Origin of the sequence: Prochlorococcus marinus str. NATL2A (assembly GCF_000012465.1) — a bacterium.
Classification (GTDB): domain Bacteria; phylum Cyanobacteriota; class Cyanobacteriia; order PCC-6307; family Cyanobiaceae; genus Prochlorococcus_B; species Prochlorococcus_B marinus_B.
Window position 1 is genome coordinate 644,787 of record NC_007335.2, and the last position, 24,902, is coordinate 669,688.

General features: G+C 34.7%; 26 protein-coding genes and 1 tRNA gene. 13 read left to right on the plus strand and 14 right to left on the minus strand.

Annotation, left to right across the window (positions count from 1 at the left end; all coding sequences use genetic code 11):
* Nucleotides 1–8: 8 nt before the first annotated feature.
* On the plus strand, nt 9–2,105 hold the full coding sequence (locus tag PMN2A_RS03395; protein WP_011293624.1) for an ArnT family glycosyltransferase: 2,097 nt from the start codon (nt 9–11) through the stop codon (nt 2,103–2,105).
* 37 nt (nt 2,106–2,142) lie between these two features.
* Here PMN2A_RS03395 and PMN2A_RS10430 read toward each other — a convergent pair whose 3' ends face one another.
* Together PMN2A_RS10430 and PMN2A_RS03400 are read right to left on the minus strand one after the other, a co-directional pair.
* Nucleotides 2,143–2,313, minus strand: coding sequence for a hypothetical protein (locus PMN2A_RS10430; RefSeq protein WP_011295219.1), 171 nt, complete (start codon nt 2,311–2,313; stop codon nt 2,143–2,145).
* A gap of 333 nt (nt 2,314–2,646) precedes the next feature.
* Nucleotides 2,647–2,733, minus strand: a tRNA-Ser gene (locus tag PMN2A_RS03400).
* Nucleotides 2,734–2,932: 199 nt separating this feature from the next.
* On the opposite strand from PMN2A_RS03400, the gene PMN2A_RS03405 reads away from it, so the two are divergent.
* The gene (locus tag PMN2A_RS03405; protein WP_011293625.1) at nt 2,933–3,127 is read left to right on the plus strand and encodes a hypothetical protein; all 195 of its coding nucleotides are present in this window, start codon (nt 2,933–2,935) and stop codon (nt 3,125–3,127) included.
* A gap of 51 nt (nt 3,128–3,178) precedes the next feature.
* Here the strand turns inward: PMN2A_RS03405 and PMN2A_RS03410 are convergent, their stop codons facing one another.
* A complete protein-coding gene (locus PMN2A_RS03410; protein WP_420063803.1) occupies nt 3,179–3,442 on the minus strand; it encodes an RNA recognition motif-containing protein in 264 nt (87 codons plus the stop codon).
* Between the two features lie 162 nt (nt 3,443–3,604).
* Nucleotides 3,605–5,941: a ribonucleoside-triphosphate reductase, adenosylcobalamin-dependent gene (nrdJ, locus tag PMN2A_RS03415; RefSeq protein WP_011293627.1), complete on the minus strand. Its 2,337-nt coding sequence runs from the start codon at nt 5,939–5,941 to the stop codon at nt 3,605–3,607.
* A 112-nt stretch (nt 5,942–6,053) separates the two neighbouring features.
* Here nrdJ and PMN2A_RS03420 point away from each other — a divergent pair, with 112 nt between their 5' ends.
* From PMN2A_RS03420 to PMN2A_RS03430, 3 genes are read left to right on the plus strand one after another with little or no spacing between them, the layout of a single operon-like run.
* On the plus strand, nt 6,054–6,737 hold the full coding sequence (locus PMN2A_RS03420) for a class I SAM-dependent methyltransferase (RefSeq protein WP_011293628.1): 684 nt from the start codon (nt 6,054–6,056) through the stop codon (nt 6,735–6,737).
* Between the two features lie 36 nt (nt 6,738–6,773).
* Nucleotides 6,774–8,441, plus strand: coding sequence for a peptide chain release factor 3 (locus PMN2A_RS03425; protein WP_011293629.1), 1,668 nt, complete (start codon nt 6,774–6,776; stop codon nt 8,439–8,441).
* A gap of 55 nt (nt 8,442–8,496) precedes the next feature.
* Nucleotides 8,497–9,186 carry a CPP1-like family protein gene (locus PMN2A_RS03430; RefSeq protein WP_011293630.1) on the plus strand — a complete coding sequence of 230 codons (690 nt, stop codon included), beginning with the start codon at nt 8,497–8,499 and terminating at the stop codon, nt 9,184–9,186.
* Nucleotides 9,187–9,190: 4 nt separating this feature from the next.
* Here PMN2A_RS03430 and hslO read toward each other — a convergent pair whose 3' ends face one another.
* Both hslO and PMN2A_RS03440 read right to left on the minus strand, forming a co-directional pair.
* Nucleotides 9,191–10,090 (minus strand): Hsp33 family molecular chaperone HslO, encoded by a 900-nt coding sequence (hslO, locus tag PMN2A_RS03435; protein ID WP_011293631.1) that lies wholly within the window; start codon nt 10,088–10,090, stop codon nt 9,191–9,193.
* Between the two features lie 16 nt (nt 10,091–10,106).
* Nucleotides 10,107–10,733 (minus strand): ABC transporter ATP-binding protein, encoded by a 627-nt coding sequence (locus PMN2A_RS03440; protein WP_011293632.1) that lies wholly within the window; start codon nt 10,731–10,733, stop codon nt 10,107–10,109.
* A 115-nt stretch (nt 10,734–10,848) separates the two neighbouring features.
* On the opposite strand from PMN2A_RS03440, the gene PMN2A_RS03445 reads away from it, so the two are divergent.
* The 3 genes from PMN2A_RS03445 to PMN2A_RS03455 all read left to right on the plus strand — a co-directional run bounded on the left by PMN2A_RS03445 (nt 10,849) and on the right by PMN2A_RS03455 (nt 12,877).
* On the plus strand, nt 10,849–11,298 hold the full coding sequence (locus PMN2A_RS03445) for a DUF3531 family protein (RefSeq protein WP_011293633.1): 450 nt from the start codon (nt 10,849–10,851) through the stop codon (nt 11,296–11,298).
* 6 nt (nt 11,299–11,304) lie between these two features.
* Nucleotides 11,305–12,069 (plus strand): 16S rRNA (uracil(1498)-N(3))-methyltransferase, encoded by a 765-nt coding sequence (locus tag PMN2A_RS03450; RefSeq protein ID WP_011293634.1) that lies wholly within the window; start codon nt 11,305–11,307, stop codon nt 12,067–12,069.
* A gap of 64 nt (nt 12,070–12,133) precedes the next feature.
* Entirely contained in the window at nt 12,134–12,877 is a 744-nt protein-coding gene (locus PMN2A_RS03455; protein ID WP_011293635.1) for a TIGR00297 family protein, read from the plus strand.
* 5 nt (nt 12,878–12,882) lie between these two features.
* Here PMN2A_RS03455 and PMN2A_RS03460 read toward each other — a convergent pair whose 3' ends face one another.
* Genes PMN2A_RS03460 through PMN2A_RS03480 form a run of 5 tightly spaced genes read right to left on the minus strand, consistent with a single transcriptional unit; the run spans nt 12,883 to nt 17,939 of the window.
* Nucleotides 12,883–13,530 carry a GDSL-type esterase/lipase family protein gene (locus PMN2A_RS03460; protein WP_011293636.1) on the minus strand — a complete coding sequence of 216 codons (648 nt, stop codon included), beginning with the start codon at nt 13,528–13,530 and terminating at the stop codon, nt 12,883–12,885.
* Between the two features lie 25 nt (nt 13,531–13,555).
* Nucleotides 13,556–15,106, minus strand: a complete 1,551-nt coding sequence (locus PMN2A_RS03465) for a PhnE/PtxC family ABC transporter permease (protein ID WP_011293637.1) — start codon at nt 15,104–15,106, stop codon at nt 13,556–13,558.
* Between the two features lie 6 nt (nt 15,107–15,112).
* Nucleotides 15,113–15,847: an ATP-binding cassette domain-containing protein gene (locus PMN2A_RS03470; protein ID WP_011293638.1), complete on the minus strand. Its 735-nt coding sequence runs from the start codon at nt 15,845–15,847 to the stop codon at nt 15,113–15,115.
* On the minus strand, nt 15,844–16,755 hold the full coding sequence (locus PMN2A_RS03475; protein ID WP_011293639.1) for a putative selenate ABC transporter substrate-binding protein: 912 nt from the start codon (nt 16,753–16,755) through the stop codon (nt 15,844–15,846). Before PMN2A_RS03475 ends, PMN2A_RS03470 begins: the two co-directional genes overlap by 4 nt.
* Nucleotides 16,756–16,760: 5 nt before the next feature.
* Nucleotides 16,761–17,939, minus strand: a complete 1,179-nt coding sequence (locus tag PMN2A_RS03480; protein WP_011293640.1) for a pyridoxal phosphate-dependent aminotransferase — start codon at nt 17,937–17,939, stop codon at nt 16,761–16,763.
* 100 nt (nt 17,940–18,039) lie between these two features.
* On the opposite strand from PMN2A_RS03480, the gene PMN2A_RS03485 reads away from it, so the two are divergent.
* Genes PMN2A_RS03485 through PMN2A_RS03500 form a run of 4 tightly spaced genes read left to right on the plus strand, consistent with a single transcriptional unit; the run spans nt 18,040 to nt 21,638 of the window.
* The gene (locus PMN2A_RS03485) at nt 18,040–18,444 is read left to right on the plus strand and encodes a lactoylglutathione lyase (protein WP_225866327.1); all 405 of its coding nucleotides are present in this window, start codon (nt 18,040–18,042) and stop codon (nt 18,442–18,444) included.
* Nucleotides 18,441–19,004, plus strand: coding sequence for a uracil-DNA glycosylase (locus PMN2A_RS03490; protein ID WP_011293642.1), 564 nt, complete (start codon nt 18,441–18,443; stop codon nt 19,002–19,004). Before PMN2A_RS03485 ends, PMN2A_RS03490 begins: the two co-directional genes overlap by 4 nt.
* A gap of 52 nt (nt 19,005–19,056) precedes the next feature.
* Nucleotides 19,057–20,280 carry a (E)-4-hydroxy-3-methylbut-2-enyl-diphosphate synthase gene (gene ispG, locus PMN2A_RS03495; protein ID WP_011823448.1) on the plus strand — a complete coding sequence of 408 codons (1,224 nt, stop codon included), beginning with the start codon at nt 19,057–19,059 and terminating at the stop codon, nt 20,278–20,280.
* Nucleotides 20,281–20,333: 53 nt separating this feature from the next.
* Nucleotides 20,334–21,638, plus strand: coding sequence for a S41 family peptidase (locus PMN2A_RS03500; protein WP_011293644.1), 1,305 nt, complete (start codon nt 20,334–20,336; stop codon nt 21,636–21,638).
* Here the strand turns inward: PMN2A_RS03500 and PMN2A_RS03505 are convergent, their stop codons facing one another.
* Entirely contained in the window at nt 21,639–22,193 is a 555-nt protein-coding gene (locus PMN2A_RS03505) for a DUF1543 domain-containing protein (protein ID WP_011293645.1), read from the minus strand. It lies immediately after the preceding gene.
* An 8-nt stretch (nt 22,194–22,201) separates the two neighbouring features.
* Nucleotides 22,202–23,143: a quinolinate synthase NadA gene (gene nadA / locus PMN2A_RS03510; protein ID WP_187146461.1), complete on the minus strand. Its 942-nt coding sequence runs from the start codon at nt 23,141–23,143 to the stop codon at nt 22,202–22,204.
* 44 nt (nt 23,144–23,187) lie between these two features.
* On the opposite strand from nadA, the gene PMN2A_RS03515 reads away from it, so the two are divergent.
* The gene (locus PMN2A_RS03515) at nt 23,188–24,078 is read left to right on the plus strand and encodes a TIGR04168 family protein (protein WP_011293647.1); all 891 of its coding nucleotides are present in this window, start codon (nt 23,188–23,190) and stop codon (nt 24,076–24,078) included.
* Nucleotides 24,079–24,117: 39 nt separating this feature from the next.
* Here PMN2A_RS03515 and PMN2A_RS03520 read toward each other — a convergent pair whose 3' ends face one another.
* Nucleotides 24,118–24,867 carry a TPM domain-containing protein gene (locus tag PMN2A_RS03520; RefSeq protein WP_011293648.1) on the minus strand — a complete coding sequence of 250 codons (750 nt, stop codon included), beginning with the start codon at nt 24,865–24,867 and terminating at the stop codon, nt 24,118–24,120.
* Nucleotides 24,868–24,902: the final 35 nt, after the last annotated feature.

A 24,902-nucleotide genomic window follows, 5' to 3' on the forward strand; every position in this document is an offset into this window, starting at 1 on the left:
TAGCCAGTATGCTTATTAAGAAAAATATTAATCACTCTAAATATATTTTTTGGATTTCAATTTTATGTATATGGATTCTTTCGACCATAATTGATCGTATTTGGTGGAATTTATATAGCATTACTCCTTCATGGGATCAGGCTGACTATCTCAATAGTGCTATTGACCATGCCCGTGCACTCTCTTTTTTGGGAGCAGATGGAGCTTCAGACTTTAATTCTTTACTAGATAAATCGCCAAAAATTCCTCCTTTGGCTTCAATAATCAATGGAGCCGTAATTGCCTTTGCTGGTGATGCTCCTCATCAGGCGGCCTGGTCCTTAAGTTTTTGGAATGGATTCTTTATCTTTAATATTGCTTCGTGGGGACTTTATTTGAGTGGGAAAAAACTTGGACTTTTTTGTGTTCTTATTAGTGCATGTTCTCCTTTCTTATTTAATCTAAGAACTGATTATTTATTGGAGTTACCTTTAATTTCCGCTATTACATTTTATTTATTTCATCTAGGAAGGTGGAGTGATAAATCAATCGGAGGTAAATGGATTCAATTGATAATTGCTACTTTCGCATGCTCTTTTTCTTTATTGATTAAGCAAAGTTCTTTATTAGTTATCATACCTTCCTTATTATTTGTCTTTGTGCTTTCTTTTAAAAGAGATAAAAAATTTCGATTACAATTTTTATGCTTAGTTCTTATCAATATTTTAGCAATTTTACCTTGGTTTTTTCACAATTGGATAATGATATTAAGTGGAACTTATAGAGCTGTTTTTGAATCGGCGGCGATAGAAGGTGATCCTTCTATTTTAGGTTTTAAAAGTATTTTCTGGTATTTCCCATATTTAGATAATCAGTTTGGAAGTATTATTTTCTTTTTTGGATTGTCAGGAATACTATTTGCATTTTTAACCTATGTAAGATCTTTTAGATCTCAAGCAAGATTAGTCGATATTTTTAATGAGAATAATTATAAATGGACATGGATTTATTTTAATTTAATAACATGCTGGACTTTTACAACTTTCATTCCTAACAAGGATGAAAGATATATAGCATGTACAATCCCGTTAATTATTTTACTGCTAGGCTTTGGATTTACTAAGTGGAGTGATTGGCTAGATACTTATTTTAAATTAAACTCTTATATTTTATTATTTATTCCTGCTGTCAGTTTTCTATTTTCCAATTCTATTAATAAGTTTAACACTTTACAAAATATTGCAAGTAAATATTATCCTGTTAAAGATATTTTATCGATAGTTAGATCTGATCAGACTATCGATAAAAAAGAAACAGTTATTGTTGTTCCAAGCACCCCTGAAATTAATCAGCATAATGTAAGCTATTTTGGAAGAATGCAAGGTGGAAATATTTTAGGCAGACAACTTGGGCAATCTCTTTTGCATATAGAACCAGTGCTTAAATACTCTAATTGGATTATTTTGGCAGACGGAGATCAAGGCTCAGTTCCAAGTAATTCACTAGTTCTAGACAAAGCGATTAGAGATAGTTCTCTTTTTATACAAGTTCAAGAATTTCCTAGAGAAAAAGAAGGAAGCTATACTCTTTGGAAGCGAAGATCAAGTTCATTTAATCCAAATGAATTTCATAATAGATTTATTGAACTAGCAAAGGGGATGGAGAAAGGTCCATTAGGTATTAAATTGATTTTTGATGAAATAGAAATAGAACATATGCTTGATGGGCATTTAAAATATCAAAGTATAGTTAGAGATAAGGCATTATCCAAAATAAGTTCAGACCCTGAAAATGTTGAATCTTTATGGTCCTTATCGCTTTTGAAGATATTATCGAATAGACCTTATGAAGCTGATATTTATTTAAGAAATTTAGAAATCTTGTTGCCAAATAATCCTTGGCCAAGTGCTTATAGAATAATAGTTAACTTTGCCTCTTGGAATCCTTGGAAGGCCTCATTAATAGCCGATAAAGCTAATAAAAGAAATCCAAATTACTTTCTAAAAAGTTTGAGTGATATAAGTGCAATTTTTAGGGGATCCTTTTGGCGATTAAAGTCTGCTTTAAATAGTGTTCCGAATGCAATAAAAAGTGTTGATGAATCTCTAAAACCAATAGAAAAATAGATTTTTAAGACAGAATTTCTATTTTGAGATTCAGGATTCAGAGTTGGTCTCTTTCAAATGTTTTTGTTATTTCTTTTAGAAATTCAACTATTTGAATATTTGTATACCCAAGCTCGGTTCTGAGCCCTTTACATGAAGAGGTAATCTCTTTCCAAATATCAGCTCTTACAATTGCTTCTCTGTCTTTTAAGTAACGCTCTTCTTTCATTTTGATTAATTATGCAAGGTATGGGTTTGTGGGCTTTTTAAGAAAGTCAACCTAGTAAATCTCAAATATTTACTAGGTTGGTTTGATTGATATCAGGTCAGTATCTTAAAAGTCTTTTAAACCTATTTCCGGATTACCTTAACGAAAAAATAAAAGAATCATGAGAATTATGGCATTCTTGTATGCATTAAATATTTGATTTACTTATCTAAGTAGTCGAAAAAATAAAACATTTTTAAGATTTTTTGACTAATTGATCTAATATTTTGGTCTTTTTATCATATAGCAGGGGCAAAAGTATAATTAAATACCTCCAAACTCCCCAACAAAGAACGGAGAGTGGGGGATTCGAACCCCCGATGGAGTTGCCCCCATGCTAGTTTTCAAGACTAGAGCCATAAACCACTCGACCAACTCTCCACTTAAGATTTTACCTTATTAGCTTCAGGAATCTTAAAAAAATTGCTCAAACGACAATTTCATCGCTTTTGCTATTAATTCAGTTTTAAATTTAATGCTTTTAAGCCTTTAAAAATTTCAGAACCTATAGATTCTCTGTTTGGACAAATGTCAATGAGATTATTTGTGCAATAATTTCAAACATTGGTAAATCACATTCATGGCAAGCAACAAGAGCCCACAATCTCGTTTCCTTGGAGACCTCCCAATGGAGGGTGGTATTAGTCAAAAAGAGAAATACCGTTATGTAGCTCACTTGATGTTCTTTATTGGATGCGCTCTGTTCTCCTTTGGTATTTGGGCTCTCTCTGGCTTTACTGCTTCAAGTGGGGCATCAGGACCATTCCCTTTTTAAATTGAGTGGAGTGTAAAATTAATCTTGAATTAGTAGACCTAAAATAAAAAATTATTCTATCGACAAGTTAGTTATTGTATTTTCTCTATCTTCAATGAGTGTTAGGAGCCATTTTGAACCTAATGCTCTAGATATACTTCTATTTTTTAATAGTTCACAAATTCTTTTATAAAGTTTGTCAGATTCAATATTGGAATTGAACCATTTCTCGAATTTCAGAATTTCATCTGTGTTTTTACAAGCTCTCAATTGATCGATAAGTGCATCGTTAGCACTCGTACCACAAATCTTTAATGGTTTATTAGTCGTAGTCATTGAAATTTTGAGGAACACAATACCTATTTAATAATTAGCCAAATTTTCTAATTTGGACAATTATCTTTAAAACTTCTTTGAAAAACTAAACTTATTTTATTTGTTAAGCAACGTCCTTCGGATGATAAGAAAAAACCTTCACTCAAGATTGAATGACTGCTATTAAGACGGTTTGGCCAGTGGAAGTAAGCATTTATCAGAATCGCAACCTGCTGGACCTGCTTCAGTAAGCTCCCCTTGATCATATCGACTAAGAGCTTCAAAGAAATCACAAGTGTCTCTTCTTTTTATGACCTCTGATTGCATTTTTGTGTAGCATTCTTCATCAATAGGTTCAAAAGGAAGTCTGGGGAAGGTTGCATTTGCATCAAACCTGGCTAGCAATGCCGCTGAAATATAACCTTTATTTTCACTGATTGAGCTATAAAGAGCTTTAGCTAAACCCTCTATCTCATTTTCTCTGAATTCAATAGTGGCAGAGGTGTTGTGGTCTGTATAGTTTGTTTGAACTTGCATATAAAAATCAAATTGTGCAAGAGCTGAGAAGTTATTGATATCTATTTCATCCGCACCAGGAATGTTTGCCCAACTTACCTCAGTAGGTATTTCAACTAGCCACTCAGTACATTTTGGATCAAATGGATTGTCTAGTAGTTTTCCATTTTCATCTTTATCTGACTGAGAAGGGACGATTGTGTATCCATAATCCATGCAAGCTAATGCGACTGGATCGTTCTTCCTAAACGTAATCCTTCTGATAAAACGCTGAGCTTTTGGAGGATGCCAACCTGGCGAAGCCCCTGTTAGAAGACTTTTTGTACCCGCAGGTTGAACTGTTGTACAACGACTTGGACGGCGAATATTATGTCTATCACAATACTCCCAAACTGTATCGTTGACGATCTTCCTCCATCGACTCAAAAAAGTAGCTTCTTTGAGTTTGAAATCATTTCCTTCTTTTGTCTCAGGTCGTCCCGCCTCCCACCATTTTAGCCATGGAGTCCCAAAGGCATGAACAAAAAAGTCAAAAAGTCCTGTGAAGCTAACCCCAACAATGGGATCCCATTCGCGACTTTTTCTGTACCGCTCTACTTCGAATCGATGATTAAGGAGACAGGCTACTGACAAAGCGGCTGCTTTGAAAGCATCCTCTTGTTGATTTATGTCTAATGGATCAATTTGATTAAGATGGATTTCTGCAAGATTACAGTGAAAATCTGAACCTAGAATTTCTCCGCAAGGATTTAGACCATATCTACTGAGTCTGTGAAAAAGCTCTTTATCATCAAATGGACCATAATTTGATTGAATCCATTTGGAAGCTTCTTCTTTACCTTGGTCACAATAGATCTCTATAAATTCATTCCTGAGTTCTACTGTTGAAAGTATGTCAGCATTTGAGCGAGCAATTGCCTCTGGTGCAAATTGAATAGCTCCCTCTCCTGAATGAAATTGTTTAATAACCGCATCGACAAGAACTTTTAACTCAGGTTTGGTGTGGTAAACACGAGTATGGTTAGCCATTCTTAATGCATCCTTCTCTGGGTCAATACTCCAATTCCCCTCTGAGTCTTGCTTCCATAAATTTTCTTTAGCACCAGCTGCTTCTAAATCTTGCGAAGAAAATTGGCGCATACCTGCACTCCTTCTGATGTTGCCAGCAACGATTGTTACGGCTGCTTCGTCGATAAGCAGACAACATTCAATTGAAGTTAGTTTTCTTCCTACTGCTTTGTTTAGAAGAGTTGCTACGCGCGGGTATAAATCTTTGAGTTTTACAGGGTTCGCCATGCCTCCGAAACCTTTGAGTGATTCACCCGCTGGCCTTACATCTTTTAAATCAATAGATACATTAACAACTTTAGAATTGAAGCTATTGTCACTGCTTAATTCAAGGATTTTTTGATAGCTATCAACCCATCCACGTCTACTATCCCCAACTTTTATGAGTACATTATTATCTTTAATAGAAAATGTAGTTTTTTCATTTCTTTCTTCAGAAGGGGTTAATCCAATTTCTGTAACATTTGCAATGTGAATTGTATTTCTAACTTCTGGCAGTTGATCAATTAAGTGTGGTTCAATTATCGCCCCTGTTCCGCAACCCATCATGGCTAAATCCATCATAAGTCCAAAGGCTTGCCAATCAACAAGATTCGTTGAGGTGCAATTGTAGGCTCCAGAAAAATTCTTCTCTTTTTCAATCCATTCTGTTCCCCCTATCCAAAGCCATCGACCTGATGGAAGAGCTTTTTTTTCTTGTTGCATTCTTTGCATTAAATTTATTTCTGCTTCGTTTAGTCCCCCAAGCTTCTTTAGACCATCTAGGTTTCTAGCATTTACTTGTTCCCAGCTTTCACGACCAGCTGGAAGTTTCCTACTATAAGTTCTGTAAAAGACAGGATTGGCTGCAGGTGCAGTTATTGGAAAATCAGTCGTATCATTTTCTTTACCCGATGCTGAATTATTGGTTTCGGGCTGACTAGTTGCAATTGTCAAAATCTTTGTATCCCTTGGGTAAGTACCACGGTAACGCCATCTATAGCGTTGGCAAGTTTTTTTAACACCATCTACAGGGGCTTCAAATTAAAAAATTTATTTTTTTCTATTAATGAATCGAACGCCGGAACCAGAGCTCATGCAAAGCCCTTCGCAGGTAAGGGCTTACGCGGATGCAGATTTCTCTAGGAGTGATTCTATGGTGGTTAAATCGCTTGAAAAATATTTAAAAAAAGTAGGAAGAACTTTTAATAAAACTGATTTAATTTTTGATATAGCATGTGGACCAGGCAATATTTCAGAGAGAATTGCCAAAAATTGGCCTTTCGTAAATGTTGTGGGAATTGATGGCTCAAAAGAAATGTTGGATGAAGCAGAAAAGAAACTTTCCAAAAATATTACGAAGAATCTCTCTTATCAATTGATTGAAATTAATTCAATAGCCAAAGGTGAAACACATTTTCCTTTTAAAGCTGATGTAATTGTCAGTAATAGTGCCTTGCATCATTTTCATTATCCTTATAGGTTCTGGGGTGCATTAAAAAAACTTGGTAGAACCAAGTGCATTCATGTTCATCGTGATTTAATAAGGCCTACTTCTGAAGAAAAAGCATTTGAGATACAAGAAAAACATCTTTCAAATTCCCCAGAAATTCTAAAAAAGGATTTTTATGCATCTCTCAAGGCATCATTTACAGTTGATGAAGTAAATCAACAGTTAATTGATGCAGGGTTATCTCAATTAGAGGTCTTTCAAGTTGATGAGCTTTATTTTGAGATTATTGGGTGTACTTAATCTTTCCCCTGAACAAATGCACAATCAAAAACAATAATGAAATCAACTCCCCAAGACAAGACAAATTTAGATCCAAATTTAGTAGAAGAATTAACTGTATCTTTAAGTAAAGAGGTTAGTAAAAGAAGAAATTTTGCGATTATTTCCCACCCTGATGCAGGGAAAACTACTTTGACAGAAAAACTTTTACTTTATGGCGGAGCTATTCAACAGGCAGGAGCAGTAAAAGCAAGAGGAGAACAGAGAAAAGTTACTTCTGATTGGATGGAGCTTGAAAAACAACGAGGCATATCAATTACATCGACTGTTTTACAATTTGCTTATAAAGATAAGACGATAAATTTATTAGATACCCCTGGCCACCAAGACTTCTCGGAAGATACGTATAGGACACTTGCCGCTGCTGATAATGCTGTAATGCTTGAGGATGCAGCAAAAGGTCTTGAACCTCAAACAAGGAAGCTTTTTGAGGTTTGCAGAATGCGTCAGATACCAATTTTTACATTCATCAACAAGATGGATAGGCCAGGTCAAGAACCGCTGGAATTATTAGATGAGATTGAGTCTGAATTAGGGTTATTGACCTTTGCAGTTAATTGGCCAATAGGTAGTGGTGAGCTTTTTAGAGGTGTTGTTGAGCGTGCTACCAAAGAAGTTGTTCTATTTTCTAGAGCGGAAAGAGGGAAGCAATCTAATGAAATAAGGTTAAAAATCAATGATCCTGAACTTAAAAACTTAGTCGAAGAAGAACTATTGACAAAAGCACTTGAAGAGATTGAGATCCTAGATGAGGCTGGTTGTGACTTAAATCAAGAATTAATCTTGTCTGGCGAATTAACTCCTGTGTTTTTTGGATCTGCAATGACCAACTTCGGGGTTAGGCCATTTTTAGATAATTTTCTTGATCTTTCTCAGGGACCTGTCGCTCGAAATAGCTTTGATGGGCCAATCGTTCCTACAAGAGAATCATTTAGTGGATTTGTATTTAAATTACAAGCAAATATGGATCCAAAACATAGGGATAGAGTTGCTTTCGTGCGTGTATGTAGTGGGAGGTTTGAAAAAGATATGACAGTTCAACACGCCAGGACAGGTAAACAAATCAGACTCTCAAGACCCCAAAAGATTTTCGGTCAAGATAGGGCTGTTGTTGATGATGCTTATCCTGGGGATGTTATTGGTTTGAATAATCCGGGGATGTTTTCTATTGGAGATACTTTATTTATTGGACCGAGAGTCGAATTCGAGGGCATCCCATGTTTTAGCCCCGAGATATTTAGTTGGTTAAGAAATCCAAATCCTTCAGCTTTTAAAAACTTTAGGAAAGGGGTCAATGAATTAAGAGAGGAGGGAGCAGTCCAAATTCTTTACGATAAAGATCAAAGCAAAAGAGATCCAATTTTGGCCGCAGTTGGTCAGCTTCAGCTTGAGGTGGTACAGCATCGACTTGCTAGTGAATATGGGGTGGAAACTCGGCTTGAACCAATGGGTTATCAAGTCGCCAGATGGGTAAAAGGGGGATGGCCTGCTTTGGACGAGGTTGGAAGAATTTTTAATTGCAAAACGGTTCAAGATGCTTGGCTTAGACCAGTACTGCTTTTTAAGAATGAATGGAATCTTAATCAGTTAAAGGAAGATCATCCTGAAATGGAATTAAACTCAGTTGCTCCGGTTGTTAGTGGTGTTGATCCTGTTTCTCTCTAAGGTAGATTAAAATCTAATATTAAAGAGAGTTCATAAATCTTTTTTTGAAAAATCTATGGATCTTGGTAGCAATTCACAATCAAATTCAAACTCACAAGATCCATATTTGATACTTGGAATAAATGAAGGTGCAAGTTTTGATGCTATTCAAGAAGCAAGAGATAAAAAGTTAAAAGAGGTTGGTGATGATCAAATTACTAAAGCAAAAATAGAAGCTGCTTATGATTCATTGCTAATGGTAAGTCTTAAGTCAAGACAACTTGGTAATGCAAGTAACGAGGCAATAAATGCATCAAAGAAAGAAAATGAAGCCAAGAAAGTTGGTGATATAGGACCTGGTTCGCTCCTCACTAGGTTGAAGAATTTAAATCTTCCTAAATACGAGGCTTCAACATCTAACTTTTTACCAAGCTTAGAGTTGCCCTCGGGACAAGAATTAAATATACGGATATCTCTTGGAATATTGGCCTTTTTACTAGTTTTAATTGTGCCTTCTGAAAGTGTTGAATTAATACTTTCATTTTCAACAATAGGTTTATTCATTAGTCAGTCTCGTAGAGGAAGACCTTTCTTTTCTTCTGTCATCTGGTGCATTCTTCTGCTTAGCATTGGACTTTTATCAGGTGCATTACTTATGGGGGGTGCCCAATCATTTATTGATAACGCTGGATCATTATCTTCAGACAAATTTGAGGCGATACCTGCAGTATTTTTGCTTTGGTTAGGAGTGGTTTTCCTTGATTAATCCTTTAATCGATTAAAGATATCAATTCGTCCTCTTTAACAAGATAAACATTTTTACAGAATTGACATGTTAGTTCTGCTTTCCCATCTTCCTTTATCATTTTCTGAAGTTCATCTTTCCCCAAAATCTTTAACGCTGATAGGCTTCTTTCTCTTGAACATCTACATTTAAAATGAACTTCCTGAGATGTGCTAATAATATCTGAAGGTGATTGATCAAGATCTGGGAAAATCTCTTCAATAAGAGAAATAAGGTTATTCCCTTTTTTGTTTAATAACTCACTAAAAGAGTTAATCTCTTTACATCGATCTTCAAGTAAGTCAATTAATGAATAATCTCGTTCTGCTTTAGGTAGTATTTGTGCTAAAAGTCCTCCGCTACAAACTATCCCATCCTGATTGATTTTTTCTCCAACAAACACAGCTGAGGGCGTTTGTTCGGAATGTAATAAATAGGAAGCTATGTCTTCACCTATCCCTCCATTAATTAATTCGACTGTGCTGTTGTGTGGCTCACCTTTCCCGTCATCTCTAATAACGTGAAGATAGCCAATACCTGTAGCTTTTTTGAAATCAAATGTATAGTGATTGCTTTTATTCTTAATTAGGTCTAATTCAAGACTTGGATCGCCAACGTAACCTCTCACACTTCCATCTCTACCAGCATCAATAGTTAATCCTTTTAGTGGTCCATTTGAACTTATCCTCAAAGTCACCCTTCCATGATTTACCTTCATTGAGCTTGCTAGCAAAAGGCTCGCACTCATTGCTCTACCTACAATTGCAGAAGTTAAATAAGAAAGTGAATGTCTTTCTTTTGCTTCTTTTGTAGATTCAGTCGTTGATACGGCGACTAGTCTGATCCCCCCTTTTGCAGCAGTAGCTCTAACTAGTGAATCTGTCATTGATTAGTTGAATTGTTTATTGAGGGATAAGTTGACCATTGTGCAACTTGTAATTGTCGGTATTCAAATTTTTAAAAAGTTCGGGTTCATGGGTAACTATTAGAATGGTTTGTTTGTCTTTAAGCTTTGCGATTAATTCTATAATTCCTTTTCTCACTGACCAATCTAAACCCGCTGTTGGCTCGTCCAATAAGAGTACTTTTGGACTCCTTAATAGTTGAACAGCAATAGCTAGTCGTCGTTGTTGTCCTCCGCTAAGAGATTCTGGCGGCTTCTTTAAATCTAAGTTGATTAATCCCACTTTTGTGAGAGTTGAAATTAGTTCTTCAGTCGTTAACCTCTTGTGCCCAAGACGTAATTCTTGAGCTACGGATAATCCAAGAAAATATCTTTCTGGAAATTGAAAAACCAACCCACATAACCACCTGCGCTGACGTGCATTTAGAGTTTTGTTTAACCATGTTATTTCTCCTTTCTGATATCCCGATAGACCGCTAATGATTTCTACCAATGTAGTTTTTCCACTTCCACTGGGTCCCCTAACTATTGTGATTTTTCCAGTCTTAAATTTTAAACACAAATCTCTAAGGATTGGTTTCTCTGCTGTCGAGGGATGGTAATAAATATTTTTTAAACTAAGCATTCTTTTTTATTGAGGCTTTGATCAAATAACTAATGATTTTTCTATTTTCTTTATTCAATTTACATTAGATTATGTTGGATATCTTTTAGTTTTTCTTTTTCAAGATCTATTGTTTATGGAAGTTAGATTTCGTGAAGTTGATCCTTTCAATTGTTGGATATGGATTAGATATTCAGGTGTTCCAAGTAAAGGAGAAAAAGATTACATTGATGGAATTTTTGATTCTTGGTATGTGCTAGGCCGACTCGGGGGATTTAATTCTGAAAATTTACAAACGCACGAAATGGGTGCTGATGTCAGTTGGATGAGCTATGAAAATGACGATACCTCTTATAGTCTGCCATCATTGATGCATAATCTTGGAGAATTTGAATTTAACGAGTGTTGGGCTAGATGCTGGGTCGATTTAGGCACTTCTGACCTCATCGCAATTGATATTTTGATAAATGTACTAAAACAAATGGATGTTGATGTTTTGAAAATAGAGGAACTAATTATCGGTGGAGTCAATGAAGATTGGCCAGTAGAGGAACATCCAGATGCAATTTTTTCTTCAACAGATTAATTTTCTATGGCTGAGAAAAGAAGATTATTTATAAAACTAAATCGATTAAGAGATGAAATCGATTCAAATGGAGAGTTGAAATTGACCTCTAATGAATCACATTATTTATTCAGGGTTATGCGGATGAGATCGGAAGATCTTTTAGAAGTCATTGATGGAAAAGGTCGTCTTTGGAACGCTAAAATTGTTGAACAAAAAGCTATAAAACTTACCAATGGTTTTGATAAGCCTCTTCAATTCGTTTCAAGAGAAAGACCATTAATAGGAATTGCCATAGTTATTCCTAAAAAGGGGTTTGAAAACTTTTTGCAAATGAGTTGTGAGATAGGAGTTGATATTATTCAACCATTAATTTCAAAACGATCAGTAGTTAAAGAATGCAATAACGAAAAAATTATTAGATATAAAAAAATTATTTATGAAGCCGTTGAGCAATCCGAAAGACTCTGGAGTCCAGAATTAATGCAGGTATTAACATTTCCCAATTGGATAAATGATATGTCTTCGGAAGCTCAAGTCGGATTTGCTGCAACACGTATTGAAGACTTGCCAGATTGTGTGACTTGGGTAAAAGAAACACCACATGAAGTCAATCAAGTTTGGGTGGTGATTGGACCAGAGGGAGGCTGGAATAAAGATGAAGAGGAATTAGCTTTTAACGCTGGATTCGTTGGGGTGTCTATGGGAGAAACTATTTTGAGGACATCAACAGCTGCCGTAAGTGCCTCACAAGTAATGACTTCATGGAGAAGACTTAAATCATCCTTTTAAGATTCAATATTTTTGATCATAAAAACGTCTATTGTTTATATACAGGCATGCTTAATAGAAACCGATGGGTAACTTGTCTTTTGTTGGGGGTACTTGGGTTAATGCTTTTTTGATTAATTTCTTGTTGATATTTTTGGGACAAAGGCTTCCATTTTTAACTAAGAAAGGTTGGATTCATGCTGGAGTACTTGGAACACTTTTATTAGGATCTATTGGTTGGAATGGTTGGATATCAGTTTGTGTATATCTCTTGTTGGGGACATTAGTTACAAAAATTGGATATAAAAATAAGGCTTCCCGAGGTATTGCTGAAGCCAGAGGTGGTAAACGTGGCCCTGAAAATGTTTGGGGTTCTGCAGCAACAGGCTGCTCACTCGCATTATTAAGTTGTTTTTGGCCAAATTTTTTAAATTTATTCATGGTGGGTTTTGCTTCTAGTTTCAGTGCAAAACTCTCCGATACCTTTTCAAGTGAAATTGGCAAAAGATTTGGTAAAAGAACTTTTCTAATTACGACTTTAAAGCCAGTATCACCAGGAACAGAGGGGGCAATAAGCATCGAAGGTTCGATAGCTGGTTTGCTAGGAAGTTTTATCATGACTGTGTTTATGCTTAATCTATCGATCATTTCTGGACTATCTGTTGCTTTTATAGTCTTCTTATCTGGCTATTTAGCAACTTTTTTGGAAAGTTATATTGGAGCAATGGTACAAAATAAGATTAATTGGATGACTAATGAATTAGTTAACTCTATCCAGACATCTATAGCCGCTATTATTTCTATCTTTTTATATTTGAATTTTGTTTGAAATATTTATTTTAAATCAGCCCAATTCTTTAATGCTGGCCATTCATTAATTTGGTCATAAATCCATTTATGACCCTTAGTATTCAGATGTATTCCATCTGTTGAGAGTAATTCTTTAAATGATAATAAGTTGATCATTTTTTTATGAATTGATAAAAACGGGACATTTAATTCTAAGCAAGTTTCTTCAATTTTATTTTCATACTTAGAACAAGCTAGATTTGAATACCAAAGACATTCTGCAAAAGGCATTGAGTCTTCATTAACAGGAGTTAATCCAAGAACCATTATATTTACTTCATTCTTAATTTCATTTACTAATTGTTTTAAGCCAAATTTAAAAGCGTCCTCGCTAAGTTGTGGTCTTCCATCTTTTCTTCCAATTTTAGCTGTATCATTTAAACCAATTGATAGTAAAATACCTTCAGGAACTTTTCTCCTTAATTCTCCCCTTGTTGCCCACTCATTCTTATATCTTATAGCAACTTTCTCTAATCCATCTCCTCTTACTCCGAGGGAATAAATGATAGGGGCTCCATCTATATTTAACCAGTTTTGTCTTAATCTTTCAGACCATCCGCCTCCTTCTAGATCTCCCCATCCGTAAACCCCACTATCTCCAAGTATGATTAATTTTTTCTGATATTTATTCATAAGTCTATATGTTGAATAAAAATAACTAACTAATGAAATTGTTGGTTGAATTGTTTAACCAATAATTTTGAGAAGTGTTAAATAAAAATTCTCCTGAAATTGTTAATAAAGAGAAAGTAGCAGTTATTATCATAACTTGTGCCCAATCGAATGAGCTTAGTGATTCCTGTAATTGCCACCCTAATCCTACTCCTCCGACTGCTCCTATAATTGCTGTTTCCTTTAGGATTACGTCACTTCTGTATGCTCCATAAGCTAAGTAACTATTACTTTGGGGGGCTAATATTCCATAAAGCGTTGCTGATTGCTTGCTTGAACCATTGCTTTTAATCGCTCCATAAATACTTTTTTCTTGATTTAGTATGTTATCTGTAAGTAACCTTCCCATGACTCCCATATGTGTAATTCCAAGTGATAATGCGGCTACAGATATACTAGGATTAGTAAAAAGAAGAATAAGTATAGTGGTCAATGGAGGAGGTATCAATCTAAAGAAGATCCAAATAAGATTTTGAACTTTTAGAGAGAATTTACCTGGAAATAATACTAGTAAAAGTGGAGGTGTCCCTATTGCAATCCCAGAGGCAAATAAAGTTACTAAAATTGTTGTAATAATTAGTTTAAACAGAGTTAAGTTATTAAATCCATTTCTTATCTCTACGAATGAAGGTAAATTTAAATACGAAAAGCTTAATGGAGTAAATAACTCAAAATTTAGATTATAAAGCAAACCAATACCTAACGATAGAGATAGTGTAAATATTGAGATTGAAATTAAGAAAGAATTTTTTAAACTAATATTGTCAGATAAATAACTTCTAGAAAATCTTATAAATTTCTCTAATAAAATTATTACTAACCAAAGCATCCACAAACAAGTCCACATCTCATTGAACTCAAAGGATTTTAAAGTTAAATATAGTTCTGTTCCTATACCTCCTAATCCAAATATTCCAAGTAATGTTACACCCCTAATTGCACATTCAAATCTGTAACTTCCATATGTAGATACGATAGGTATTAACTTTGGTAGTAGAATAGTTATAAATGAGCCCATAATATTAGATCCAGTTTGCTTAATTGCTATTAGAGGTTGTATGTCAAAACTATCTAGTTGCTCTGAAATTACTCTTGCTGTTAAGGCTGAATAGGGAATGACTATAGATATAATTGCCACCCAAATATTCAAACCTAAAATTTGAATAAATAGCAAGCCCCAAACTACTTCATGTATTGATCTTGGAATTGCTAATGAGTATTTTATGAATTTACCTAAATAAGAAAATTTAGGAATACGTTTCCAAAATAAATCTGTAGATAGTACACCTAAAACAATTCCAATAAGCATACTTATAACCCAGCTAGTTAAAGCAGTAGCAATTGTTATTTGAAGTCCTTCCCATGCGCTTTTTACTACTTCTTGATTAAACGATGGTTTTATTGCTGAGCTTAAGAATTGAAATATGATATTTAGACCCCCAATATGAAATCCTTTGATGATTTCTATTAGAATGGGAATGTAGGCTATTGATGGAATTAATGTTAATAAAGTTGATACTGGTTTTATTAATTTCATTATGAATTAAAATAGCCAATCAAGCTCTGATTGATTAATATTATGAATTTGTCTATCTATTACAATCTCTCCATCTTTTAACCCAATAACTCTATTGAAATTATTTATTAAATGAATTTGGTGAAGACTTATAAGTATGGTCTCAGGGATTTTAATTCTAAGATAATTTTTTTGATTTATAAATAAATTTAAGATATTTTTTGATAATAGAGGGTCTAAATTTGAGAAAGGTTCGTCTCCAAGCAAGATCTCTGGTTCTTGTCTTAAAAGACGTGCAATTGCTATTCTTTTTTTCTGACCACCAGAAAGTTTATTTACATAGGAATAAATAGTTTTTTTTGGGAGAGAGACCGCTGCTAGGCAGTCTTGGCATAAACCTGTATCTATGACTCCTAGGAGATTTTTTAAAGCCCATATGAAATTGTGTTTACCTAATGCACCGCAGTTTATATTCTGAGCGACATTTAGCTCTTCTATTAAAGATAAATCCTGCCATATAGTTCCTATTTTTGAGTACTCAATATTTGAGATATTGTTAATGTGAAAACCTTTCCATATTACATCTCCTTCGTTCGGGATTAGTGATCCATTCGCGATCGAGATTAATGTACTTTTGCCGGAGCCACTCTTGCCGATAAGCGCTATCTTCTCACCTTGATTTATTGTTAAATTAATATCTTTTACTCTAATGCTTTCTTTACTCCTATGGCTTATATTCTTTAATTCTAGTAACTTAGTCACTTAATCTTTCCAATTGTTCTGCCTACCTTTTCTATTTGATTATAATTCTCGTTTTTTGATATTATAAATTCCTTTGCGCTAAATAATTCAAGAATTTTTTTTTGTTTTTTTGACTTTTCATTGAAACGTAAAAATACATTTGTAAGGTCTTTCGTAAAACCTTTTTTGAACTTTTTATCTAGGTTTCCTTGAGCAATCCAATGATAATTATGATAAGAAGGAGTCTTCCAAATCACAAAGACTTTTGAGGGATCTACACGTCCACTCTCAAGATTTCTTTTCCATACTTCTTCGCTAAGAGCACCTGCCTCATATGAACCACTTTGCACAAGCATTAATGTTGCATCGTGGCTACCACTAAAGCCTGGGCTTGCACCTTTGAAATCTTTAAGTTGCAAACCTGCTTTGTTTAAAAAATATTGGGGCATCAATCTTCCTGATGTTGAACTTTCAGAGCCAAAAGTAAAACGCTTGTCTTTTAGTGTTTTTAAGTCATTTATGTTATTTATTTTTTGGATTGAACTTTTCTTGTTTGCGATAAAAACACTATGGAATTTTTCATCAATATCTCGTTGTGCTATTACCTTGGATCCTTTGCTTTGAAGTCTTGCTTGTACACCCGTTAAAGCACCGAACCATACTAAATCTAAATCTCCGGTCCTAAAAGCTGTTACAGCTGCAGCATAATTAGTAACTGGTTTATAACGGACCTGAACATTGAGCTGCTCGCTTAATTCAGAGGATAAAACCTTATATAAACGATTGAGGTGCTCTGGGTTTTGATCTGGTATTGCCCCAATATGAAGGATCTCTTCTGCTTTTAATGAACCAATAGAAAATAAATTAGATACTGATAAAACTGCAATAGCTATTTTTATAAGTTTTATTCCTCTTATCTTTTGATTCATTCTTTTTAAAAATCATTTAATAGTCTTTCTAGCCTATTAACTCCATCTTCGATCATTTTATTTGAAGCTGCGTATGAGATTCTTATACATTTGTCATCTCCAAAAGCAATCCCTGGAACTATTGCTAGACCGACCTTTTCTAGTGCCAATTTGCAGAAACTTATTGAATCGATCTCCTCTAGATTAATTTCTGGGAAAACATAGAAAGCTCCATTGGGAGGGACAAAAGAAATATGTTTTATTTTTTTTAGTCTTTCTGTTATTAATAACCTCCTTTTGTTATAAATATTTGCCATTTCATGAACGCAATCTTTTGAGCCTTGAAGTGCTGCAATAGCCCCTTTTTGAGCAAAACTACATACATTGCTTGTACTTTGACTTTGTAAAGCAATGGCTTTCTTTATTACCTCGGCGTTTCCTGTTAAGTAGCCAATCCTCCAACCAGTCATTGCCCACGCCTTGGCAAAACCGTTGACGGTGAAAATTCTATTTTTTAGGTCTGGTGCGATTTTCGCGAAACTGTGATGAACTTGATTTGGAGAAATAAGAAATTCATAAATTTCATCACTCATTAATAAAATTCTTGGATGCCTTCTTAAAAAATCGGAAATAGTTTTCATCTCTTGCTCAGTTAAAACACAGCCAGTTGGATTACTTGGAGAGTTAATAATTAATAACCTTGTTTTTTCGGTTACGTGTTCTTCTAGAGAATTGATATCTATTTTAAATTTATCTTTAGTGGATGATTTAATTTTTATTGGCTTGGCACCCGCTAAAAGAGTTATCTCTGGATAACTAAGCCAATAAGGAGTTGGGATCAGGACTTCATCTCCGGGATTCAAAACTACTTGAAATAAATTGTATATTGCTTGTTTCCCTCCATTAGTTACTAGAACATTGTCTGTTTTTGTTGGAACTTTATTTATATCTGATTGTTTTTGCGCAATGGCTTCTCTTAATTCAGGATCTCCAGCTGCAGGCCCGTAACGAGTTTTCCCATCTTTTAATGCTTTTAGAGTTGCATCGACAATAAATTCAGGGGTATCGAAATCAGGTTCCCCTGCGCTTAAACTACAAATATTTTTACCTTCAGCTTTTAAAGCTTTAGCTTTTGCGCTGATCTCAAGAGTTAGAGAGGGTTTTATGGAGAGAGCTCTTATAGATATCTGTGATTTGTCAGTCATCTTCGAAGCATAACTTCAAAATGTTTTTATCAGATTCACTTTTAAAGTGAATTCATCTAATTATAAACTTACTACTTAATCAGATACTTGCATGCCTTTGATGAACATAAACTTTGTAATTGCTTCTAAAAACCCTAAAGAATTAACTGAATTTTATGCCAAGATCAATTCTGACAAGGTGAATAAAGGTTTTAATGCAACTCATTATTTTATTTCATTAAGTAATCGATCCAAAATACATTTTTATAGACCTAATAAAAACCACGAATGGCAAAGGAAAGGAAACTCAACCTCATTGTGTTTTCAGCGTGAACCTTGCGAAGACCCATCAAAAATCATAGAGAGCTGGACATCTGAGATATTGAAAATAGGAGGTAGTGCAATGGGGATTTCAAAATTGGCAAAGTTTGGATGTGAGCAATGGATGCTTGACCCAGAAGGCAATCAATTCTTAATTTTGGTGCCCTATCTTATAAAAGGATCAGATAAGGAAGCTTTATTTTGACCATAAACATCTCCTCTGATAAAAACGTTTCTAAAGTTTCTGATTTAGACAATTCCATAAACAAAATCGTTGTATCCAGGGGTAACCCTTTTGCTAAGTTAATGATTATTGGAGAAGCTCCAGGAGCAAAAGAGGAGGAGATAGGAGAGCCTTTTGTAGGAAGGTCTGGAAAATTACTTGATAAATTGCTTCAAAATGCTGGGATTGATATTAACCAAGATGTTTATTTTTGCAACGTGATCAAATGTAGACCGCCCAAAAATAGACGCCCAACAAAGATTGAAATACAAGAAAATCTTCCTTGGTTGTATCAACAAATAAAACTTGTAAACCCCAGTGTAATAGTCCTAGTTGGAGCAACAGCATTAGAAGCTATTTTGAAAATTAAGTCTCCTATTAGTATCCTCAGGGGTGAATGGATTGATTGGGAGGGCAAACTTGTAATGCCTGTCTTCCATCCATCTTATTTACTTAGGAATCCATCTAAAGAGGAAGGAAAACCAATGAGTCTGACTAAATCTGATTTTTTAAAAATTAAGGAAAAAATTGATTTTTTATAATAGCCCTTAAATATGTCATTCTTATTTATTAAAGAGGCTCAATTGTTAACCCATGATTGCGACCCTAGAAAAGAATATGGAAGGAAATAATCTCTCTCAGCGATATAGCACCAGAATTATTCGTAGAGATACTAGGCCAGTAATGGTCGGTGATATTGGCATCGGTGGAGATAATCCAGTGCGTGTTCAATCAATGATTAATGAAGATACGATGGATATCGAGGGTTCAACGGCCGCAATAAGGAGATTGCATGAAGTTGGATGTGAGATTGTCAGATTAACAGTGCCAACTCTTGCAAGTGCAAAAGCTGTGGGGGAAATCAAGAAACTTCTAGCTAGCACTTATCAACCAGTTCCTCTAGTAGCCGATGTTCATCATAATGGAATGAAAATAGCTTTAGAAGTAGCTAAGCATGTAGATAAAGTTCGTATCAACCCTGGATTATTCGTTTTTGAAAAACCTGATCCCAATAGAACTGAATTTACTAAAGATGAAATTGATGTAATTAAAGAGAAGATCATACAAAAATTCAAACCAATTGTTAATACTTTAAAAGAGCAAAATAAGGCACTCAGAATAGGCGTTAACCATGGATCTTTGTCTGAAAGAATGTTATTTGCTTATGGAGATACTCCATTTGGCATGGTTGAATCAGCTATGGAATTTATTCGAATATGTCATTCATTAGATTTTCATAATATTGTAATTTCGATGAAGGCTTCTCGAGCTCCCGTGATGCTTGCAGCTTATAGAATGATGGCTGACACAATGGACAAAGAGGGATTTAATTATCCTCTGCATTTAGGTGTAACGGAAGCGGGAGACGGGGATTATGGAAGAATTAAAAGTACGGTAGGGATAGGGACATTATTATCCGAAGGTATTGGAGATACCATTAGAGTTTCTTTAACAGAGGCGCCCGAAAAAGAAATACCAGTTGCATATTCAATTTTACAAGCGGTTGGTTTGAGAAAAACCATGGTTGAATATATTAGTTGTCCTAGTTGTGGTAGAACATTATTTAATTTAGAGGAAGTTGTAGCAAGAGTTAGAGACGCTACTCAACATTTAACGGGTTTGGATATTGCTGTAATGGGTTGCATTGTTAATGGTCCTGGAGAGATGGCAGATGCTGATTATGGTTATGTAGGAAAAGGTGTTGGTACCATTGCTCTTTATAGGAATAGAGATGAAATTAAGAGGGTACCTGAGGATGAAGGCGTTCAGGCATTGGTTGATTTAATTAAAGAGGATGGTAAATGGGTAGATCCTTAAAAATAGAATATATCTTTTTATTGTTTTAGTATTAGAAAAATTATTTGATAATTATGTTGAAGAGTTTTTTAAAAATATCTTTACTTATAGCTATTTGCCCTTCACCATCTTTCTCTTTCCAGGCTAATTCCTCTACTTTGATTACTAACAATCCAAAGGAGATTATTGATCAGGTATGGCAAATTATATATCGCGACTTTTTGGACTATTCAGGGAAATATAAGGCAGAAGATTGGATTAAATTAAGAAAGGAAATACTATCAACCAAATATTTTGATAATGACGAAGCATACATTGCCATTAAAGATATGTTGACAGAATTAGATGATCCTTATACCAGATTTTTAGATCCTAAAGAATTCAATGAAATGAGAATAGATACAACGGGAGAATTGATGGGAGTAGGTATTCAAATTTCTCTAGATGAAGTTACTAATCAAATTGTTGTTGTATCACCTATAGAGGGAACCCCAGCCTTTCTCGCTGGAATTAAACCGAAGGATATAATTGTATCTATAGATGGTAAGCCTATCGATGGTCTGAGCATAGACAGAACTGTTAAACTTATTCGAGGTAAAAAAGGAACGAAGGTTGAACTAGGTATTATTAGAGAAGAGGAGTTATTAAATATCTCATTAATACGAGATAGAATTGAAATTAATGTAGTTGATAGTCGTATAAATAATACAGTTTCAGGCGCGAAAATTGGTTATGTAAGGTTAAAACAATTTAATGCAAAATCTCCAAAAGAAATGAGTTTATCGATTAATAAATTAGAAAAACAAAAACCTTTTGGTTATGTATTAGACCTTAGAAGTAATCCTGGTGGTTTGCTTGAGGCAAGTATTGAAATAGCGAGACAATGGATAAATACAGGAATTATTGTTAGTACTAAAACAAAAGATGGTATTACTGATATTCGGAAAGCAAAAAGTAGAGCCTTAACTAACAGACCAGTTGTGGTTTTAATCGATGAAGGATCTGCGAGTGCTAGTGAGATTCTCTCTGGAGCAATTAAAGATAATAAAAGAGGAATATTGGTCGGAAAAAAGACTTTTGGTAAAGGACTGGTTCAATCTGTCAGGTCTCTTTCTGATGGCTCAGGTCTAACTGTTACGGTCGCAAAATATTTAACACCAAGTGGTAAAGATATTAATAAAAATGGAATAGCACCAGATATCAGAGCAGATCTTTTGTTAAATGAAAAAAACAAATTAACAAATGCAGATCTAGGAACTTTAAAAGATAGTCAATATGTTGCAGCTGAAAATATATTAATTAAAAAGTTTAAAATTGAGAGTAAGAAAAATTCTTATAATCCCTTGAAATCAAATTTGGGCTATGCCCTGAAAAACTAGCTAAAACTTGTCAATTCTCCTATATCCATACCAGTCAGGAATAATTTTTTCGCTTCTTTCTTGAACGTCTGGTATCAGCTTTATTTCCCAATTCTTTATTTTTATAGGATGCAAATCGTCCACCTGTTCAAAATAGTTTATACCTGAGTAATCATCATTATGTTTATTTTTTAAAGTTGTTTCCCAATTAATTTTAGCTTTTTTCTTTGCCTCAATAGCTTTTTGTGCAACAACTAGTGTGAATTCATGTTCTTCATACATCTTTTTAGGATTGTACCCACCTAAATTGACAAACCAAAGTTTTAAGTCTTCTATTTTAGGGGAATTTAAATTAACTTTATTAGATTTAGAAATGATTATTTGATAGCCATCTATATATTTAATACACTTATAGCTATCAATATGGAGTCCGCTTTTCTTTCCTAACCATTGTTTCCTAAGCTCAGGGAATGTATCCTCTATTGTTTCACCTAAAACCCATCTTACATCATGTATTTCTATATTACTTTTTAAACTTCTTCCCCCTAAAACAACAATAAAAAGAGATAAATTCACACTTGTAATCAATTACTCATGTCAAGCATTTTTTTCAGTGGCTTATAGGCCATTAATCTGATTTGTTCGTCCATGTGCAACTCTGGATTCATTTCTTTTAGGCAATTTAATACTTTTTCTAAAGTATTCATTCTCATATATGGGCATTCATTGCAACTACAACCATCTAGACCAGGAACTTCTATGTATGTCTTTAAAGGGTCTTTTAATCTCATTTGATGAATTATTCCTGGCTCAGTTAGCACGATAAATTTATCTTTTTTACTATTTTGAGAATAATTCAGCAATTTGCTTGTTGAACCAATGAAATCTGCTAAATCTAAAAGATTCTCTTGACATTCAGGATGGGCAAGAACTTCGGCGGTTGGATTTTTGATTTTTAATTTTATAAGAGATTCTTCATTAAAAGTTTCATGGACAAGACATCTGCCTGGCCACAAGGTTAATTTTCTACCACTTTGACGTTCAACCCATCTGCCAAGATTCCTATCTGGTGCAAATAAAATAGGTAATTCTTTTGGTAATTTGTTTACCAGATCAACTGCGTTACTACTTGTACAAATTAGGTCACTTTTTGCCTTTACCGCTGCACTGCAATTTACATAGCTAATGGCAAAATGATTAGGATGCTTGTCTAAGAATTTTTGGAAGTCATCAGGTTGGCAATCATCTGCGAGTGTGCATCCAGCATCAAAATCAGGAAGAAGAACAGTCTTATTTGGACTCAAGATCTTTGCTGTTTCGGCCATAAAATGAACGCCACAAAAAACAATGACGTCTGCATTTGTCTCTGAAGCTTTTCTGGATAATTCAAGTGAATCTCCAATAAAATCTGCAATATCCTGTATTGCAGGCTCTTGGTAGTAATGGGCAAGAATTATAGCGTTTCTTTTTTTACGCAAAAAATTGATCTCATCAATGAGATTTTTGCTTTTATTTGAGACTGATATATCAGTCTTGTAATAGGAAACAGTAGTAATTAGTTTCCAATTCAATGTGTTGGGGCAGTATAGAGGGTAATTTCCAAAAAAATCTGACAGATATCCGAATTGCTATCGCTGGGGATTTACATGGCTCATGGAGTCAGGATGATCTAGATCTGCTTTTAGAACTTAATCCTGATGGTGTTTTATTTGTTGGCGACTTGTCCGATGGTGATTTAAGAATTGTTCGAGGGATAAATAAAATTTCTATACCCACTTCTGTAGTACTGGGAAATCATGATAGAGGTAGAGACGGATCTGGGAATGTTTTACAAGCCCAGTTGGATTTGTTAGGTGAAAAGAATTGTTCATGGAATTTGTCGAAATGGTCATTAAAGGAACTTTCTGTCGTTGGAGCCAGACCTTGCAGTGGTGGGGGAGGTTTTTTTTTAACACCAGAAGTTAAGTCTGTGTTCGGGGATGTCAGCCTTGATGAATCTGTTTTTAGGATTGTTTCTGCCGCTAAGTCTGCACCATTAGATCTTCCTTTATTAATACTTGCTCATTCTGGACCAGTAGGTCTTGGATCAGAGGCTTCTAGCCTTTGTGGCAGAGATTGGAAATTGCCCTCAATGGATTGGGGGGATAAAGATCTTGGTATCGCAATTGATCAAATTCGTAAATTTAGAGTTCCAGAATTAGTCGTTTTTGGCCACACTCATCATCAATTAAGAATTGGGGGGAATCGAACTAGAAAAACTTTTGCTCAAGATCTATGGGGGACTTCATATCTAAATGCAGCGTGTGTTCCAAGAAGAGGTATTGATTCTGCAGGTGAGAATTTGTGTCATTTTTCTTGGGTTGAGTTCTCTAATAACAAGCTTGTTCATGTATCCCACAGATGGTTTAGGAATGATGCATCAATTGCCTATAAAGAGGTTTTATTAAACCAAGAAAACTAGTATTCACTATATTTTTATTTTCTTTATACCCAATTGTCTTTAACTTTGCTTATTTGAATCAGGATCCTTGAATTTTCTTTCTGCAATCAAATATGCACCAATAGCAGAGCCTATAAATCCCAAAATATTTCTCATTAAAGGCAAAATGTCATTAGTTCTTGTTACCACAGGAGCAATGCCAAAAATTCCAAATAGCATTATCCAAAGTGGAGAAAGGAGCAAAAGCCATCCTATTGAAAATGATTCATTTTCTTTTCTTGGCGAAGCTGCGAAACCCGCAATAATCCCTCCCAACAAAGAGGTCAATAAAGTCCATTGCCATTGTTCCTGGGGCAAACCAGGTACAACTTCACATCCACCACGGTCTAAGCAGGTCTCTACCGCTTGTATTGAAGCTAAGATTGCACCGTCCTCTCCGTTATCTCTTACATAAAATTGGTTGCCAAACCTGGTTTGTAATTCCACCCAAAATATTCTGGGCATGAGTGCAAAGTATGCATCTCCCACATTAAAACTGAGTAAATTACCTCCTCTTGGATCAGCGATTATGAGTAAACTTGTCTCATCAAGATTCCAATAGTCCTTCACTGCTAAACCAGGGGTTTTCTCATATTGCGACAAAACCCTTATTTTCCACCCAGTTTCTTGTTCATAAGAATTTAGTGAGTTCTCCAATTCTAATCTTTGTTTCTCACTAAGAGTTTTTGCGAGATCGATTATGGGTGTTTGTTCTTTTGGTAATAGTTCAGGATTATCGTATGCAAATGCGCTTCCGCCCATTGAAAACATAATTAATAGTCCCAGACAAAAAATTATGGTTCTCT

Bases quoted from the DNA above. Each gene is read 5' to 3' on its own strand.
- PMN2A_RS03405 (WP_011293625.1), top strand. From the start codon at position 2,933: ATGGCAAGCAACAAGAGCCCACAATCTCGTTTCCTTGGAGACCTCCCA.
- PMN2A_RS03500 (WP_011293644.1), top strand. From the start codon at position 20,334: ATGTTGAAGAGTTTTTTAAAAATATCTTTACTTATAGCTATTTGCCCT.
- PMN2A_RS03520 (WP_011293648.1), bottom strand. From the start codon at position 24,867: ATGTTTTCAATGGGCGGAAGCGCATTTGCATACGATAATCCTGAACTA.
- PMN2A_RS03465 (WP_011293637.1), bottom strand. From the start codon at position 15,106: ATGAAATTAATAAAACCAGTATCAACTTTATTAACATTAATTCCATCA.
- PMN2A_RS03460 (WP_011293636.1), bottom strand. From the start codon at position 13,530: ATGAATAAATATCAGAAAAAATTAATCATACTTGGAGATAGTGGGGTT.
- PMN2A_RS03410 (WP_420063803.1), bottom strand. From the start codon at position 3,442: ATGACTACGACTAATAAACCATTAAAGATTTGTGGTACGAGTGCTAAC.
- PMN2A_RS03445 (WP_011293633.1), top strand. From the start codon at position 10,849: ATGGAAGTTAGATTTCGTGAAGTTGATCCTTTCAATTGTTGGATATGG.
- PMN2A_RS03515 (WP_011293647.1), top strand. From the start codon at position 23,188: ATGTGTTGGGGCAGTATAGAGGGTAATTTCCAAAAAAATCTGACAGAT.
- PMN2A_RS03430 (WP_011293630.1), top strand. From the start codon at position 8,497: ATGGATCTTGGTAGCAATTCACAATCAAATTCAAACTCACAAGATCCA.
- hslO (WP_011293631.1), bottom strand. From the start codon at position 10,090: ATGACAGATTCACTAGTTAGAGCTACTGCTGCAAAAGGGGGGATCAGA.
- PMN2A_RS03475 (WP_011293639.1), bottom strand. From the start codon at position 16,755: ATGAATCAAAAGATAAGAGGAATAAAACTTATAAAAATAGCTATTGCA.
- PMN2A_RS03485 (WP_225866327.1), top strand. From the start codon at position 18,040: ATGAACATAAACTTTGTAATTGCTTCTAAAAACCCTAAAGAATTAACT.
- ispG (WP_011823448.1), top strand. From the start codon at position 19,057: ATGATTGCGACCCTAGAAAAGAATATGGAAGGAAATAATCTCTCTCAG.
- PMN2A_RS03420 (WP_011293628.1), top strand. From the start codon at position 6,054: ATGAATCGAACGCCGGAACCAGAGCTCATGCAAAGCCCTTCGCAGGTA.
- PMN2A_RS03425 (WP_011293629.1), top strand. From the start codon at position 6,774: ATGAAATCAACTCCCCAAGACAAGACAAATTTAGATCCAAATTTAGTA.
- PMN2A_RS03450 (WP_011293634.1), top strand. From the start codon at position 11,305: ATGGCTGAGAAAAGAAGATTATTTATAAAACTAAATCGATTAAGAGAT.
- PMN2A_RS03395 (WP_011293624.1), top strand. From the start codon at position 9: ATGCTTATTAAGAAAAATATTAATCACTCTAAATATATTTTTTGGATT.
- PMN2A_RS03440 (WP_011293632.1), bottom strand. From the start codon at position 10,733: ATGCTTAGTTTAAAAAATATTTATTACCATCCCTCGACAGCAGAGAAA.
- PMN2A_RS03455 (WP_011293635.1), top strand. From the start codon at position 12,134: ATGGGTAACTTGTCTTTTGTTGGGGGTACTTGGGTTAATGCTTTTTTG.
- PMN2A_RS10430 (WP_011295219.1), bottom strand. From the start codon at position 2,313: ATGAAAGAAGAGCGTTACTTAAAAGACAGAGAAGCAATTGTAAGAGCT.
- PMN2A_RS03480 (WP_011293640.1), bottom strand. From the start codon at position 17,939: ATGACTGACAAATCACAGATATCTATAAGAGCTCTCTCCATAAAACCC.